The 15,617-nt window shown below is 65.9% G+C and carries 15 protein-coding genes; 7 read left to right on the forward strand and 8 right to left on the reverse strand.

Annotated elements, in window-relative coordinates:
* Nucleotides 1-41: 41 nt before the first annotated feature.
* A complete protein-coding gene (locus AUR64_RS15125) occupies nt 42-773 on the reverse strand; it encodes a glycerophosphodiester phosphodiesterase (protein ID WP_058582806.1) in 732 nt (243 codons plus the stop codon).
* A 131-nt stretch (nt 774-904) separates the two neighbouring features.
* Here AUR64_RS15125 and pccA point away from each other — a divergent pair, with 131 nt between their 5' ends.
* Complete coding sequence (gene pccA / locus AUR64_RS15130) at nt 905-2,704, forward strand: propionyl-CoA carboxylase biotin carboxylase/biotin-carboxyl carrier subunit (RefSeq protein WP_058582807.1); 1,800 nt, start codon at nt 905-907, stop codon at nt 2,702-2,704.
* A gap of 132 nt (nt 2,705-2,836) precedes the next feature.
* Here the strand turns inward: pccA and AUR64_RS15135 are convergent, their stop codons facing one another.
* Entirely contained in the window at nt 2,837-4,141 is a 1,305-nt protein-coding gene (locus tag AUR64_RS15135) for a carboxylate--amine ligase (protein ID WP_058582808.1), read from the reverse strand.
* 292 nt (nt 4,142-4,433) lie between these two features.
* Between AUR64_RS15135 and AUR64_RS15140 the strand changes: the two genes are divergently transcribed.
* Entirely contained in the window at nt 4,434-5,408 is a 975-nt protein-coding gene (locus tag AUR64_RS15140; RefSeq protein WP_058582999.1) for a biotin--[acetyl-CoA-carboxylase] ligase, read from the forward strand.
* A gap of 54 nt (nt 5,409-5,462) precedes the next feature.
* Here AUR64_RS15140 and AUR64_RS15145 read toward each other — a convergent pair whose 3' ends face one another.
* From AUR64_RS15145 to AUR64_RS15160, 4 genes are all read right to left on the reverse strand, one after another.
* Nucleotides 5,463-5,924 carry a universal stress protein gene (locus AUR64_RS15145; RefSeq protein WP_205628411.1) on the reverse strand — a complete coding sequence of 154 codons (462 nt, stop codon included), beginning with the start codon at nt 5,922-5,924 and terminating at the stop codon, nt 5,463-5,465.
* Between the two features lie 87 nt (nt 5,925-6,011).
* Nucleotides 6,012-7,025 carry an amidohydrolase family protein gene (locus AUR64_RS15150; RefSeq protein WP_058582809.1) on the reverse strand — a complete coding sequence of 338 codons (1,014 nt, stop codon included), beginning with the start codon at nt 7,023-7,025 and terminating at the stop codon, nt 6,012-6,014.
* Between the two features lie 102 nt (nt 7,026-7,127).
* Nucleotides 7,128-8,351 (reverse strand): HD domain-containing protein, encoded by a 1,224-nt coding sequence (locus AUR64_RS15155; protein ID WP_058582810.1) that lies wholly within the window; start codon nt 8,349-8,351, stop codon nt 7,128-7,130.
* Nucleotides 8,352-8,405: 54 nt separating this feature from the next.
* On the reverse strand, nt 8,406-9,563 hold the full coding sequence (locus AUR64_RS15160; protein WP_058582811.1) for an HD domain-containing protein: 1,158 nt from the start codon (nt 9,561-9,563) through the stop codon (nt 8,406-8,408).
* Between the two features lie 148 nt (nt 9,564-9,711).
* Between AUR64_RS15160 and cofD the strand changes: the two genes are divergently transcribed.
* The 5 genes from cofD to AUR64_RS15185 all read left to right on the forward strand — a co-directional run bounded on the left by cofD (nt 9,712) and on the right by AUR64_RS15185 (nt 13,278).
* The gene (gene cofD, locus AUR64_RS15165; protein ID WP_058582812.1) at nt 9,712-10,707 is read left to right on the forward strand and encodes a 2-phospho-L-lactate transferase; all 996 of its coding nucleotides are present in this window, start codon (nt 9,712-9,714) and stop codon (nt 10,705-10,707) included.
* Entirely contained in the window at nt 10,704-11,507 is an 804-nt protein-coding gene (locus AUR64_RS15170; RefSeq protein ID WP_058582813.1) for a tRNA-dihydrouridine synthase, read from the forward strand. Before cofD ends, AUR64_RS15170 begins: the two co-directional genes overlap by 4 nt.
* Nucleotides 11,504-12,367: a triphosphoribosyl-dephospho-CoA synthase gene (locus AUR64_RS15175; RefSeq protein ID WP_058582814.1), complete on the forward strand. Its 864-nt coding sequence runs from the start codon at nt 11,504-11,506 to the stop codon at nt 12,365-12,367. The genes AUR64_RS15170 and AUR64_RS15175 overlap by 4 nt, the downstream gene beginning before the upstream one ends.
* On the forward strand, nt 12,364-12,999 hold the full coding sequence (locus AUR64_RS15180; protein WP_058582815.1) for a DUF447 domain-containing protein: 636 nt from the start codon (nt 12,364-12,366) through the stop codon (nt 12,997-12,999). The genes AUR64_RS15175 and AUR64_RS15180 overlap by 4 nt, the downstream gene beginning before the upstream one ends.
* 84 nt (nt 13,000-13,083) lie before the next feature.
* Nucleotides 13,084-13,278 (forward strand): 30S ribosomal protein S17e, encoded by a 195-nt coding sequence (locus AUR64_RS15185; RefSeq protein ID WP_058582816.1) that lies wholly within the window; start codon nt 13,084-13,086, stop codon nt 13,276-13,278.
* Nucleotides 13,279-13,515: 237 nt separating this feature from the next.
* Here AUR64_RS15185 and AUR64_RS15190 read toward each other — a convergent pair whose 3' ends face one another.
* Nucleotides 13,516-14,901: an NAD(P)/FAD-dependent oxidoreductase gene (locus AUR64_RS15190; RefSeq protein ID WP_058582817.1), complete on the reverse strand. Its 1,386-nt coding sequence runs from the start codon at nt 14,899-14,901 to the stop codon at nt 13,516-13,518.
* Between the two features lie 162 nt (nt 14,902-15,063).
* Nucleotides 15,064-15,534, reverse strand: a complete 471-nt coding sequence (locus tag AUR64_RS15195; RefSeq protein WP_058582818.1) for a hypothetical protein — start codon at nt 15,532-15,534, stop codon at nt 15,064-15,066.
* Nucleotides 15,535-15,617: the final 83 nt, after the last annotated feature.

A 15,617-nucleotide genomic window follows, 5' to 3' on the forward strand; every position in this document is an offset into this window, starting at 1 on the left:
CGCCCCCTAAAACGCCTCGGAAACGAAGAGCGGACGCCCGTTCAGACGACGGTCCAGTCGTCAAGGATGAGGCCGTCGACGCCGTTGGAAATCAACTGTTCGGCAGCTGTCGCGGTCGGAACGGTCCACGCGTTGACGGCGAATCCGGCGTCGTGTGCCGCCTCGATGTGACCGGGTTCGTCGAGACAGAGTCGGTACTCGGGGTGAAGAAACGAACAGCCGAGTTCCATCGCCGTCTCGACGTTTCGGTCCCACGATTCGGCGAACAGGAGTGCGGTGTCGAGGTCACCCACTGCGTCGAGTTCCGAGAGCGCCTCGGGCAGAAACGAGGAGACGAACACCTCGTTCGGAACGCGCTCGCAGTGGTCGACAATCTCCCCGGCCATCCCTCGATGTTTGAGTTCGACGTTCACCGCAGTGTCGTCGGGAACCGCAGTCAGGAGGTCCGAGAGGAGCGGAACCGTCACGTCGACGCTCGTGTGAGACTCGGCGCTGCGCTGTCGCTCGGGAGCGGCGGCGGTGTCGACGGTGTCCACGGGGTCGACGCCGCGGACGACGAGGTCACGCAGGTCGTCCCACGGCGTCTCGCGGACGCGACCTGACCCGTCTGTGAGGCGGCCGAGCGTCTCGTCGTGGAAGACGACGAGTTCGCCGCTCGCACACCGTTGGACGTCGATTTCGACGGCATCGACGTGCGGTGCGGCGCGTCGAACCGCCGCAACGGTGTTTTCGGGCGCGTGAGCGGGACACCCGCGGTGGCCGATGAGCTGCATAGCTTCCCGTTGGACCGAAGATACCTCAACTCGGCGGGTAGTGTCGTCAACCCATCCCTGTTCGAACGTTGACGATATCGAACCCGGACCGATAGAATGAGGTTCCACATACGAATAGGGAAAAGCAAGAAATGTTCAGTAAGGTTCTCGTCGCCAACCGTGGAGAAATCGCGGTGCGCGTGATGCGCGCCTGCAAAGAACTCGGCGTCCGGACCGTCGCCATCTACAGCGATGCCGACAAACACGGCGGACACGTCCGCTACGCCGACGAAGCGTACAACGTCGGCCCCGCGCGCGCCGCCGACTCCTATCTCGACCAAGAGGCTATCCTCGAAGCGGCCGAGAAAGCCGGCGCGGACGCGATTCACCCCGGCTACGGCTTCCTCGCGGAGAACGCGGAGTTCGCCCGCAACGTCGAAGAGAGCGAGTTCACGTGGGTCGGCCCGTCCGCGGACGCGATGGAGCGTCTCGGCGAGAAGACGAAAGCCCGCGCGCTGATGCAGGAAGCCGACGTCCCCGTCGTCCCCGGCACGACCGAACCCGTCGAGTCGCCGGACGAAGTGAAGGAAATCGCCGACGAGTACGGCTACCCGGTGGCCATCAAAGCCGAAGGTGGCGGCGGTGGCCGCGGCCTGAAAGTCGTCCAGAGCGAAGAAGAAGTCGAAGAACAGCTCGAAACTGCCCAGCGCGAGGGCGAGGCGTACTTCGACAACGCCTCCGTCTACGTCGAGAAGTATCTCGAAGCGCCGCGACACATCGAAGTCCAGATTCTCGCCGACCACCACGACAACGTCCGCCACCTCGGCGAGCGCGACTGCTCGCTGCAGCGCCGCCACCAGAAGGTTATCGAGGAGGCTCCCTCGCCGGCGCTGACCGACGACCTGCGAGAGCGCATCGGTGAGGCCGCCCGCCGCGGCGTCGCCGAGGCCAACTACACCAACGCCGGCACCGTGGAGTTCCTCGTCGAGGACGGCGAGTTCTTCTTCATGGAGGTCAACACCCGGATTCAGGTCGAACACACCGTTTCCGAGGAAGTGACGGGCCTCGACATCGTCAAGTGGCAACTGCGCGTCGCCGCCGGCGAGGAACTCGACTTCGAACAGGACGACGTCGAAATCGAGGGCCACGCCATCGAGTTCCGCATCAACGCCGAGAAATCCGCCCAAGAGTTCGCCCCCGCGACGGGCAAACTGAAGACGTACGACCCCGCCGGCGGCATCGGCGTCCGCATCGACGACGCGATGCGACAGGGCGACGAAATCGGCGGCGACTACGACTCGATGATTGCGAAACTCATCGTCGCCGCATCGGACAGAGAGGAGTGTCTCGTCCGCTCCGAGCGCGCGCTCGCCGAGTACGACATCGAGGGACTGGAGACCATCATCCCGTTCCACCGCCTGATGCTCACCGACGAGGCGTTCATCGACGGCGAGCACACGACGAAGTACCTCGACGAGGAACTCGACCGCGAGCGCATCGAACAGGCCGTCGAGAAGTGGGGGCCGACCGACGCCGGCGACGGCGACGACGACGAGGACGTCACCGAACGCGAGTTCACCGTCGAAGTCAACGGCAAGCGCTTCGAGGTGAACCTCGAAGAACGCGGTGCACCCGCCATCCCCGTCTCGGGCAACTCCAGTGGCAGTGGCAACAGCGCCCGTCGCCCGCCGAAGCCGAAAGACGACGGCGGCGACGACGAAGTCGTCATCGAAGGCGACGGCGAGACCGTCGCCGCCGAGATGCAGGGGACGATTCTCTCCGTCGACGTGGAGGAGGGCGACGAAGTCGCCTCGGGTGACGTGGTCTGCGTGCTCGAAGCGATGAAGATGGAAAACGACGTGACGACCCAGCGCGGCGGGACGGTCACGCAGGTGCTCGTCTCCGAAGGCGAGAGCGTCGACATGGGCGACGTGCTCATCGTCCTCGAATAGCGTCAGAATCGGTCAGCGAACTCTCTTCTCTCTCGTATTTTCGGTTGACTGGTCGACTGCTCGGGGAGGCGCTCGAAAAATCGGAGCGTCGCAGACGGGGTCCGACTCAGGGAGACGAACTACGTCTCAGACTCACGTCGTTTTCGGCGTCGACGTCGGGTCGTCGGCGTCGAGGCGAGATTCCTTCCGGTTGCGCAGCAGTCGCCGCGAACTCAGTATCACCGACTGAAGCAGCGCACCGGCCGCCGGTGCGGGGTCGTCCCACGCCGGGATGCTGTGTCTGTGGCGAGTGAGCGCGTTTCCGAACGACCCCAGCGAACTGATGGGGCGCTCCGAGAGGTTCTCGCCGAGCCATTTGAGGTCCTCGTAGAACAACCGCTGCATCCGCTCGCCGACCGGATACTCGCCGTCGTGCTGGGGCGTCTCGCCGCGCAGTTGCTGGTAGTGAAGCCACGGGAAGTCGACGCCGCAGGCGACGGCAAACGGCACCGACCCCCAGTACCGGCCGTTGACCTCGATGAGGTAGTACTCGCCGTCGTCGGTTTCCATGAACTCGACCATCGCCGGGCCGGTCCACTCCAGTGCCTCGATGACCTCCTCGGCGTACCGTTGCATCTTCTCGTCGCGCATCGACTCTAAGACGGCGGAGTTGCCACCTGACGAGGGGTACGTTCGAACGCGGCGCTCTTGGAACTGCGCGAGCACCTCTCCTTCGTCGGCGAGAACGACCGTCGCCGTCGTCTCGCCGGGGATGTACTCTTGGACGATGGGTTCGTGGCCTTTCAGGTGACTGTTGCGGCCGACGAGCACCTGGTACGTCGAGATGAGCGCCGCCTCCGTCTCGACGTAGTTCACGTCGTCGATGAGGTCCGTGTGCGCTTTTCCACCGTCGAGAACGGTTTTGCTGCGATACTTTACGACCGCCGGCAGCGACATCCCGCTGGCGAGGTCTACGACGTCGGTGTACTCTTTCTGCTGGCGAGTTTCGGGCGTCGGAACGTCGAGGTCGGCGGCGAGTTCGAAGAACGCCCCCTTGTCGTACACCTTGTCGAACGTCTCGGGGTCCTCGACGGCGACTTTCGTGCCGGTTGCCTCCAGTTCGGCTTTGTGGTGCGAACAGACGAGCGAACTCATGTCCGACACCGGCATCACGGCGAAGATGTCGTTGGCCGCGAGATACTCCCGAAGGTCGTCGACGAACCGTCGGTAGTCCGTCGATGGGTCCGGATACACGTATCTGTCGTCGGCGTACCGCGAGAACATGCCGAGGCCCGTCCGACTCGTGCCACCCACGGTCACGGGGACACCTTTCCGCCCCAAGGAACGAACGACGCGCAGCGCCGCCGGCCCGTCACCGTCCAACACCAGCACCCGCGGGGGGTCGGCCTCTCTCTCCGGTGCGGTCGGTTGTGACTCGGGGGGGTGCCGATTTGGCATGTGAAACAGAACGTCGTGCAAGGTGAAAAAGCCAGCATGAGCGATAGTTGACGTATAAATAAGGTTGTTGGCCGGATACAGTCGCTGGAACTGACTATATTTGAGTTTGAAAATCACACACCATTGTCAGCAATGCGAGACAGCCACAGCTGACGCGAGGGTCGCGGTCGAACACGTCGCAGTCCGAAAGGTGGCGGTCGGAGAAACCTCCATCTTGGGGAAAACGAGAACTGGCGTCGACGACTGACGGTCGACCGCCGCGTTCATGGCGACTGCCCACGGAGTCGCCGGCATGAGTGACACGCAGCGGGCGGTGCTCGCCGCCCTCTCGGAGGGTATCGTCTCCGGGCCGGTGCTCGCCGAGGAACTCGACATCTCCCGCGCGGCGGTGTGGAAGCAGATAGAAGCGCTGCGAGCGGACGGGTTCGTCGTCGAGAGTACGGATGCGGGGTACGAACTGGTCGACGTCCCGGAGTTCGGCGGCGCAGCGGTCTCGCTCGGACTCGACGCCCCCGTGACCGTCGAGTACCACGACGAACTCGGGAGTACGAACGACCGCGGCCGCGAACTCGCCGCCGAAGGCGCGGCGGACGTAGCGGTGCTGGCCGACGAGCAGGTCGGGAGTCGCGGTCGACTGAACCGCGAGTGGACAGCCCCGAGCGGGGGCGTCTGGCTCAGTCTCGTTCTTCGGCCCGAGCGACCGCCCGCCCACGTCCCGCTGTTCACGCTCGCGGCCGCGGTTGCGACGACCAAGGCGGCGCGGGAGGCAGGTGTGCCAGCCGAAATCAAGTGGCCGAACGACGTGCTGGTTCCGGTAGACGGTGACGAATCCAACGACGACACCCTCGGCCGCGGTGGTCGAAAGCTCGCCGGCATCCTCACCGAGATGGAAGGTGAAGCCGACCGTGTCTCGTGGCTGGTCGTCGGCATCGGCGTCAACGCCAACATCGACGCCGAGACGTTACCGGCAGGGGCGACGAGCATCCGCGAGGAGGCCGGCGACGTCGAACGTCGACTGTTCGTTCAGCGACTCGTCGAGGAGTTCTACGCGCTCCGCGACGACTCCGAGGCCGTGCTTCCGGCATGGCGCGAGTACAGCGCGACACTCGGCCGACGCGTCCGCGTCGAGACGCCCGGCGGCGTCGTCGAGGGTGAAGCCGTCGACGTCGTTCATCCGGGAGCGCTCGTCGTCGACACCGACGAGGGCGAGGTGACGGTCCACGCCGGCGACTGTGAGCATCTCCGCTCGGCGGAGTTCGACGGATAGCGAACTCGAATCGACCGATAGCCGAGTCGAATCGGTCGAGACCGATAGCGTCGCTCAGGCGGGTTGGCCGGGGGCTTCGTCGGCGACGTGGACGGTCAACACCGGCACGTTCGACCCGCGGACGACTTTCTCGGCGACGCTGCCGAGGAGCAGGCGGTCGATACCGCCGCGGCCGTGGGTGCCCATCACGATGAGGTCACAGCCTTCGCGTTCGGCGTAGCTGACGATTTCACGGCTCGGCGAACCGTCGACGACGGCGGCCTCGACGGAGACGCCTCGCTCGTCGGCAAGTCGGCGAACGTCCTCGAGGGCCGCTTCGGCGTCGCTGCGGAGCATCTCGTCGATGCCGTCCCACGAGGACTCCATGGGCAGGCCCGCGTAGCTCGCCGTGTTGACGACGTAGATGGCGTGAATCGTCGCGCCGTGTGCCTCCGCGAGGTCGAGGGCGTGACAGATAGCGCGTTCGACGCCCTCCGAGCCGTCGGTCGGAACGAGAATTCGGTCGTACATCCCCATGCGATATCGTACCAAGCTACTGTCGGAGGGTTAATAACTGTTCGCGCGACGAGCGTCGACGGCGAACGAGTAGAGAGAGTCGCCTTCTCAGAGAACGACGCGTTCGACGTCGGAGACGCCTGCGCGCCGGACGACGGCACGGACCGGGTCGCGCACGCCGGTGAGGTTGTCCGAGTCGCCGTCGAGAACGAGCAGTTTCGCGTCGCGGCCCTCCTCGACGAGTCCGCAGTTCAGGCCGGCGATGTCGGCCCCGTTGACCGTCGCCATGCGGAGCACTTCGGCGGCGGAGACGTCGGCGAGTTTGGCGGTGAACTCCATCTCGCGGAACATCGACGGACTGTTGAGCATCACGTTGTCGGTGCCGAGTGCCACCGTCGTCCGGTTGGCGAGTTCGCGGATGGGTGGGATACCAACCTTGGTGACGAGGTTCGAGCGCGGGCAGACCACGATGGGAACGTCCCGGTCGGCGACGCGTTCGAGGTGCAGCGGTTCGGGGTGGACCATGTGGACGAGAAAGTCCGGTTCGAGGTCCAGTGCGGGGTTGATGTCGTCGGGGTCGCGTTCGCCCGCGTGGATGCCGAACAGTTTTCCGGCCTCGCGGGTCGCGTTGCGGACGCTCCCGAACTCGCCGTCGCGGGCACCGCTGGCGCCGAAGCCGTCGGCAATCTCCATCGCATCGGCCGTCTCGCGGCCGAGAATGACCGGGTGCAGGTCGACGCTCGCCGCCGCGGCGCGAATCGCGTCGACGCCCTCGCGGCCGCCTTCGCGGAACTCGATGCAGGCGGCGGTCCCGCCCGACTGCATGTACTGCAGCGAGCGACGCATCGCCGCGATTTTTTCGGACTGACTTGTCTGTCGAAGGAGACGGTGTTTGAGGCCGTCCGGCGGCGCGACGAGTTCGTCGAGACTCAAGCCGCCGCCTGCTTCCTTGGCTATCGAGTCGCCGATGTGCGTGTGCGCGTTGACGAACGCGGGGACGATTATCGACGACGACTCCGTCGACGTCTCTTCGACCGCCTGTATCGTGCCGTCTTCGACGACGACTCGACCCTGTACGGGGTCGAACTCCCGGCCGACGAGGACGGTTCCCTCCAGTTCCATTATCTGAGGCGAGACGGTGCCACCGCTTGAAACCCTCGTTCCGACCCGGGGGCGTCGGCGGACGACTCGATTGCTCGTCCGGTACGCCGACGAACGCCGTACTCAGTCGAACTGGTCGAGCGTCGTCGCCTGTCCGGCGCGGACGTCGTTGACGAGTGCGCCGTCGATGTCGAGACCGAGTTCGTCGGCGGCGGCGCGGCCGACCGAATCCGCCACGTCTGCAGGCGCGTAGACGCCGAGACGCCACTGGTTCATCTGTGCGGTTCGAAGCGCGTTGACCAGCGGCGACTGCCGACCCAACTGTCGAATCTCGCCGTTGACGACGACGCGACTCGTCGACTCCCGCATCGACGGTTTCGCGGGCACGTCGACGACGACGTGTTCGGGTTCGACGCCGACGCTCGCGGCGACACGCTCTTCGACGTCTCGAATCTCGTCGTGGGGCGCATCCAGCACCGAGTCGGGTACGTCGGAGAGTTCCGCCCAGACGCCCCGTTTGTACAGGTCGCGGGCGTCGAGGCGGCGGGCGAACTCCGCGGTGTCGCCGATGTTTCGGAGTGCGACCAGCAGGTCGTGGTCGTCCATCCGTCGGAGTCGGCCGGCGGTGCAGTCGGTGTCGGCCAGCAGGTGTTCGGCCGCCCGGCGTAGCATCGCCTTCGAGATGCGCGCGACCGGGTGCTGGTAGACGGTTGGGTTCATCAGCGCACGTGCGACGAGCAGGCTCTCGGCCGTCTGGACGTTGCCCTCCGCGAGCACTAACTCGCCGTCGACGAACGTCAGTTCGCGGACGAGTCGCTCGTGGTCGATGGTGCCGTAGGGGACGCCGGTGTGGTGGGCGTCGCGGACGAGGTAGTCCATCCGGTCGACGTCCAGTTCTCCCGAGACGACCTGTCCGTACTTGCCCTCGCCGCGGACGAGTTCGGCGACGCGGGCGGGATCGAGGTCGTACTCGCGGAGTACGTCGCCGACGGTTCCCTCGGCGAGCAGTTCGTCAACGTCGTCGTGATATTTCCCGGTGTGACGGTGCGTCAACGCTTCGACGTTGTGGCTGAACGGGCCGTGACCCACGTCGTGGAGGAGGGCGGCGGCGCGGACGCGTTCGGCGTTGATACCTTCGACGCCGAGGTGGTCGAGCGCGCGGGAGGCGAGGTGGTAGACGCCGAGACTGTGCTCGAAGCGCGTGTGGTTCGCGGAGGGGTAGACGTACTGCACCGTCCCGAGTTGCTTGATGTGCCGGAGTCGTTGGACCTCCGGCGTGTCCAACAGCGCCGCGGCGACGCCGTCGACCTCGATGTGGTCGTGGACGCTGTCTTTGATAGTAATCATTGGTGCGCGCTTCGGCGTCACTACTTAAAAACCGTCGGAGGTTTCGCGGCGACGTCAGTCGCTGAGTTCGAGCACGTCGGCGGCGGCGTCTCTCACGTCGGCCGTCGACGCACCGGGGGCGTACACGCCGAGTCGCCACTGCGCGCGTTCGGTGTTTCTGAGCGCGCCGACGAGCTCGGAGGCTTCTTCGAGTCGTCGAATCGTCCCGTCGACGACGACGCGCGTCTCCGACTCCTTGAGTGTCGGTCGGCTGGGAACGTCGACGATGACTTCGCCGGCGTCGACGCCCGCCGCGTCAGCGATGTCGCGTTCGGCGGCGCGGACGTCCTCGTAGTCGAGGTCCGGAACCCACGCGGGAACCTCCCAGAGACTGGCCCAAGCGGCGCGTTTGTACAGGTCGCGGCGCTCGATTCGTCTGCCCAACTCGGGCACCGACTCGCAGAGCGCGACCAGCAGGTCGTGGTCGGCCATTCGCCGGAACTCCTCGATTTCGAGTGCCGTCTCGTCGAGCAGACGCTCGGAGGCGCGGTCCAACATCGCACCCGCGATGCGCGAGACGTGATGGCGATAGAGAACCCCGTTCATCAGACTTCGGGCGAGAAGCATGCTTTCGGCCGTCTGGACGTTTCCAGGGGCGAGAACGAGCCGTCCCTCGCGGAGGCGGAGCACGCGAACGAGGCGGCCGTGGTCGATGGTGCCGTAGGGGACGCCGGTGTGGTGGGCGTCGCGGACGAGGTAATCCATCCGGTCGACGTCGAGTTCGCCGGAGACGAGTTGGCCCAACTCGCCTTCGCCGCGGACCAGTCCGGCGACGCGTTCGAGGTCGAGACCCCGTTGTTCGAGTACGTCGCCGGCGACCGAGGAGGAAAGAAGGTCGCCGATTTCGTCGTGATGGTCGCCCGTCCGTCGCATGATGACCTCCTCGGTCTGGTGGCCGTAAGGGCCGTGGCCGATGTCGTGGAGAAGCGCCGCGGCGCGGACGTGGGCGGCCCGGTCGTCGTCGACGCCGAGGTGGTCGAGCGCGCGGGAGGCCAGATGGTAGACGCCGAGGCTGTGCTCGAAGCGCGTGTGGTTCGCGGAGGGGTAAACCAGTCGGACGGTGGAGAGCTGTTTGATGTGTCGGAGTCGTTGGAGTTCGGGCGTGTCGAGGAGGGCGCGGGCGACAGGGTCCACCGGGATGTAGTCGTGGACGCTGTCTTTGATGGCGTTCATGACCCCAGAGTTCGGAAGCGGGACACAAATAGCCGTCTCACTCGGCTGCCGAAGCGACTCTCCCGGTTGCCGAAACGACTCACTCGGTGTCGGGGGGTGGTCGCCGTGAAAGTCAGATACAAATCGCTGCTCTGTCAAGGTCGCACAAATGGTCACCTTTCTCGCCGGGGGAACGGGCACCCCCAAACTGCTCGACGGACTCGGAGGGTCGACTTTCGACCCTGCGGACGCGACTGTCGTCGGCAACACCGGCGACGACGTGGAACTCGGCGGCGTGCTCGTCTGCCCGGACCTCGACACCGTTCTGTTCGACGGGGGCGGCGTCCTCGACCGAAAGCGCTGGTGGGGTATCGACGGCGACACCGCCGAGACCCACGAGGAACTGCACCGTCTCGCCGACGCTGCCGGACTCGACGGCGGCCCGCGCTATCTCTCCGACGAAGCACAGGTCTCGGGACGTGAAATCGCCCGCTGGCGGCGTTTCTCAGGCGTCGCGGAGTTCATGGAACTCGGCGACAAGGACCGCGCGGTCCACGTGACGCGGACGAGTCTGCTGGACGAAGGCTACAGTCTCACCGAGGTCACCCGGATTCTGGCCGACGCGTTCGACCTCGACGTGACGCTGCTGCCGATGTCGGACGACCCCGTCGCCTCCATCGTCCACACCGAGGAGGGGTCGATGCACTTTCAGGAGTACTGGGTCGCGCGCCGCGCCGCTCTCGAAGTCCGCGACGTGGAGTTCCGCGGGGCCGACGAGGCCACCCCGACCGACGAAGTGCTCACGGCGCTCGACTCCCCAGTAGTCGTCGGACCCTCCAACCCGGTGACGAGCATCGGACCGATGCTCGCGGTTCCAGAGATTCAGGAGGCACTGGATTCGACGCCGGTCGTCGCTGTCTCGCCGTTCGTCGAAGACCGGGTGTTCTCCGGGCCGGCAGCGGAACTGATGCGCGGCGTCGGCTACGAGGCCAGCACCGCCGGCGTCGCCGACGCGTATCCCTTCGCCGACGCGTTCGTTCTGGACGAGGAGGACGGCACCGACCTCGACCGACCGGTCGTCCGAACCGACACGAGTCTTGATGGCTCCGACGACGCCGCACGCGTGATGAGTGCCGTCGAAGAGGCGCTGGAGGTCGTCTCGTGAGCGACTCCGAACAGAGTCCGAGCGCCGAGCGACCCCCACCGCGTCTCGTCGCGGCGAGTCTGAGCGGCGAATCCGACTCCGAGTGGGCGAAGGCGGCCGCACCCTACGTCGACGCCGCGATTCTCGGCGGTATCGCGCTCGACGACGGTTCACGGAAGGCGGCGCGCGAACTCGTCGCCCGGGGGCGCTCGGAGTTTCTGCCCGACGACCCGATAGCCTTCGTAGACGCCGAACTCGGGCGACTTGCCGACACGCCGCTCCGTGCTGGTGTCAACGTCCGCAGTACGACCGTCTCGCCAGTTCGAGCGGCGGCGACCGTCTGCGCCGACCACGACGCGATACTCGAACTCAACGCGCACTGCCGGCAGGACGAACTCCGTTCGGTGGGTTGCGGTGAGACGCTCTTGGCGGATACTGACCGTCTCCGCCGGTACGTCGCCGCCGCCGCTGCGACGGGTGCAACGGTCAGCGTAAAAGTTCGAACGGAAGTCGCTGATGTCGACCTCGTAGAGACGGCGCGGGCCGTCGTCGACGCGGGCGCGACGATGCTCCACATTGACGCGATGGACTCCGAGGCCGTCGTCGGCGACGTCGCCGCGGCGGTCGGTGACGACCTGTATCTCGTCGCCAACAACGGCGTCCGCGACGCCGACAGCGTCCGCGAGTATCTCGACTACGGCGCGGACGCGGTGAGCGTCGGCCGACCCAGCGACGACCCGCGAGTGTTGGAACGAGTCCGGACTGCCGTCGACGACTGCCTCGAAGTCGAAGCGGGAGAGGAGTCGGAGGTGATGGTATGACGCCCGCCGAAAACGCCCAACTCGCGCTGCTGTTGGAAGTTGCCGGCACGCCGAAACCGGGCAACGTCGACCGGAGGCGCGACTTGGACGACCTCCGGTTCGAGCATTTTCTCGCCGGGGCCGTTGGCTCCGGCGAGGGCCTTCGAATGGCCGCCGACGGGGTCTCGGTGGGCGCGGCGTTCGAGCGCGCCGTCGAAGGGATGAGCCAGCAGGAGGGTGGGAACACCCAGTTCGGCTGTCTACTGCTGCTCGTTCCGTTAGTGAAGGCAGCCGCCGAGAGCGACGGCGACCTGACGCCCGATGAGAGCGACGAGGGCCTGACGCCCGATGCGGTGACGCGAGTCGTCGAATCGACGACCGTCGCCGACGCTGCCGACTTCTACCGGTCGTTCGAACACGTCGACGTCGCGGTCGGCGAACCACCGACGGACGCGTCGGAACTGGACGTTCGCCGGGGTGCCGACGCGATTCCAGCGCTCGAATCCCGTGAACTGACGCTGTACGACGTGATGGAACTGAGCGCCGACCGCGACGGCAACGCCCGCGAGTGGACCAGCGGGTTCGGACGGACGTTCGCCGCCGCCGATGCGATATGTGACGACGACGGACCGGTTCCGGACCGCGCGGCGCGGGCGTTTCTCGACCTGCTCGCCGAGGAACCGGACACACTCGTCGCCACCCAGCACGGCGACGAAGTCGCCGCCGCGGTGTCGGAGTGGGCCGACGACGCCCGCGGCGACGAAGCGGCCGCAGAGCGACTCGCGGAGGCGCTCGTCGCCGAGGGCGTCAATCCGGGGACGACCGCCGACATCACGGCCGCGGCGCTGTTCGTCGCGCTCGAACGAGGGTTGCGCGTGTGAGTGACGGTGAGCGTGGCGACGGGAGCGACAGCGGGACCGACACCGAGTGGCCGGTCGAACTCCGCGGTGTCTCAGAGACAGTGGTGACGACGCTCGGCCCGAACGACCTGTGGAACGTCGCGGCGCTCGGGGTCCACGCGCCCGCTGATTCGGATTCACCTGCCACGGCAACGACGTGGGGAAACACCCGGACGCGACGAAATTTTCATCGACAGAGCGAGGGCGTCGTCCAGTTCGTCACCGACCCGCGGACGTTCGTTGACGCCGCGGTGACGATACGCGAGGAGAAAGAGCCGGTTCTCGACAGCGCCGACGCGTGGGTTCGAGTGGGGGCGACGTGCCTCGACAGCGAACCGCGAAACGGAACGACGGTCGAACACTGGGAACTGCACCCCGTCGAGGCGGAAGTCATCGAGACGGGCGTCCGAACCATCAACCGCGGGTTCTACGCTGTCGTCGACGCGACGGTTGCCGCGTCGCGGTTGGACGTGCCCGCCTACGACACCGAGACGCTCTTGGCTCGCCTCGACTACTTCGCAGAAACTGTCGAAAAGTGCGGCGGTGCGGCCGAACGGGAGGCGTTCGAGCGGTTGAGCGCCGAAACCGGGTGGCGCGAGCGACGCGACGGGTAACCGGCACCTCCGGGCGTGGGACGCACACACACGCCGGAGACGCGGAACGAATCGTTTTAGTGGGCTACGACGGAAGATTTCCGTATGGCTATCAAACCCAAGTACGTCAAGCAGATGGGAACGCTGCTGCTGGAGAAGTACCCGCAGGCGTTCAACACCGACTTCGAGACGAACAAGGAGAACGTCGAGAAACTGACCAACGTCGAGTCGAAAGGCGTCCGCAACCGCATCGCCGGCTACGTCACCCGCAAGAAGCAGTCGCAAGCGGCCGCCGCGTAAGCGCCCGTCTTTTGAGTTTAGATTCCGCGCGAGACGCTGAGCGATAGCTGTCTTCGGTGCGTCTATGGACAAATCAGTCGCTGGGTCTACTCGGTTATTGGTGTGAGAACGGTTCGACACCGAACGATACGAGAACCGCAGATGGCAGTGAATCGGCAAGCCTGCGGTGAGTCAGCAAACTTGCGGCGTATCAGCGAGTTCGTGCGCGTCGCATCGGTGTGAGTCGCCGACTCCGAATCAGATGGTGTACTCGGACTCTTTCAACTGCACGTAGCGGCCGTTGCGGAACTTGAACTTGCGTTTCTTGTACCCGCCCGCGAGGCGAGCGGCGTTGATACCGGTGCGTCTGCCCTGTTCGAGAATCTGCATGGCACCGTTACTACCCATCAGTTTCCGCGCCGTCTCGAACGCCCAGTCCCAGTCGTCGGGGCCGTAGTCGTGGACCATGTCGGCCATCGAAACGTTGCGGAGAATCTCGTCGTCTATCGCCTCTTTCCAGCGGTCGTTGTACGCCGAGAGGTCGCCGGCGGCGGCGAGTTCGCCCGCGATAGCGCCGGTACGGACGGCGACGTGGTCGCCGCCTTCGTGGAACGCCGAGGTCGCACCCATCGCGCCGCCGACGACGGCGATACCCGCGCCGACCGGCGAATCGATTGGTCGCGTCGAGGAGATGGAGTACGTCTCCGTGCCGCCGCGCTTGCCGCGGTCTTCGACCAGCGGGAACTCCGAGAGGTCGTACTCGTCGCCGTAGACGTGGTCGAGCAGGCGACGGACGTACTCTTTGCCCTGTGGAATGCGCTCGTCTTCCGGGCGGAGGAGCGCGTACTTCTCGCGATGTTTCACTTCCTCGATGTCCATCCCGATGGGCATCGTTAGACCGACGCGACAGACGTTGTCGTCGTTCGGGAACACCCACGGGTAGGCGGTGTGGCCGGGCATGTATCCCCACCAGAACGTGATAGCCGATTTGAGTTCCTCGAACAGTTCCTCGGGGAAGCGGCGGTACTCTTGGTAGGCGATGTGGTTCGAGCGTCGCGAGGAGAGGCGTTCGGACGCGTTCTCGCCCGCGGGAAGATACCGGTCGAGGACGCGGGTCGTCACGGTTCGCTGCGGGCCGTCGGCGAGAACGAGGAAGTCCGCACCGACGTTCTCGCCGTTCTTCAGTTCGACCACGTGTCGGGGGTCGTCGCCCGTCGCCGCGAGGTTCGTCTCGACGTTCTTTACCGACGCTTTCACGCGGTACTCCGCGCCCGCGTCTTCGGCACGCTGGCGCATCCAGTCGTCGAAGCGCGCGCGGTGGAACGTGTAACCGAACTCGTCGTACGAGGAGTCGATGCCCGTCTCTCGGAGGGTCAGCGACTCGTTCGGTCCGACGAACTCCGCGCGGTCGAGCGTCTGGAGGACGATTCCATCGGGCATCTCGTCGGGGTGGATACCCATGATATCCACCCAGTAGTCGAGAATGCCCGCGGCGTCCGTCGAGTCGGGACCGAGTCCCTCTCGGTCGGCCCGGGGGACGCCTTTCTCCATCACGACGGCCGTCGCTCCGGCGGAGGCGGCGGCGTGCGCCGCTGCCGTGCCGCCCGGACCGCCGCCGACGATGGCTACGTCTACGCGCTGCATACCACGTATCCGGCGGTACTCCGCCATTAAAGGTCCGGAACGTCCCGCACGCCGACTAGTCGCCCTCGGTGAGACGCACCGCTCGCAACGGGTCTTTACGGCGATTTCGCGCGGTATGGTAGTGTTGTGCCGTGGGGATGGACGTTGTCGTGGCTGGAGACGTTACGCCGTGGGCGTCGTCGACTCGTCACCGCAGGCATCGGGAGTCGCCATCGACCAGATACCGAGTCGTCCCTCGTGGTCGATTTTCACCAGAAGCCGATAACACGGCGCGTCGCCGAGGTCCGAAAGCGCGAACGTCTCCCAGTTCTCGGCGCCGTCGAGACGTGCGGAGATAACGTACGACCCGGGTGTCTCGCTCCACGACAAGTCCAGCGTCTCGCCGTCTGAGACGTTGTTCTCGACACCGTCGAGTTCGTGGGAGGTCCAGTGGACGAGTTCGCCGTCGCGTCGGACGATGAGGTCGATACTGTGTGCCTCGACGTGTGAGTTGCCGAGGTGGAGTTCGCTCAGTTGCGTCGACGCCTCGGACTCGCCGAGAACGCCGGCCCCGACGCACCCGCTGACGAGACCAGCGACACCGACCCCACACGCACCCAGAATCCGTCGCCGCGTCGTCTGCGACCGTGGCATACGAACCACCGAAACAGTCATCGGATAAATACATTCCGAGCGAATGATGAAAACCACTTGCGGCCGCCACCCGCGGGTTCGTC

Origin of the sequence: Haloprofundus marisrubri (assembly GCF_001469955.1) — an archaeon.
Taxonomy (GTDB): Archaea; Halobacteriota; Halobacteria; order Halobacteriales; family Haloferacaceae; genus Haloprofundus; species Haloprofundus marisrubri.